We start from the raw sequence: 307 nt of genomic DNA on the forward strand, positions 1-307 counted from the left end.
TTGCCAGAAACGTACAAATCAACACCAGAACTATCATTCGCAGTACGACACTTGAAAACAACTGCGGGTATTATGATTACGGCAAGCCATAACCCTAAGAATTATAATGGAATCAAAGTATATGGTTCAGATGGTGGCCAGTTATTAACAGAGCCTTCATTAGAATTAAGCCGTTATATTGATACAGTAGAAGACCCATTAAATATACAAACAGACGACTTTGAAGCGTTACAAGAACGTAAACTGATCTTACCATTTAAAGATGAAACAACTAAAGCTTATAAAGCAGCGGTTAAAAATCTTGTTG

General features: G+C 35.8%; 1 pseudogene. It reads left to right on the plus strand.

Annotated elements, in window-relative coordinates:
• Nucleotides 1-307, plus strand: a pseudogene (locus ACJTHF_RS14080) (phosphoglucomutase); the annotation flags it as partial.

Origin of the sequence: Mammaliicoccus sp. RAM2 (assembly GCF_045897195.1) — a bacterium.
Taxonomy (GTDB): Bacteria; Bacillota; Bacilli; order Staphylococcales; family Staphylococcaceae; genus Mammaliicoccus; species Mammaliicoccus sciuri.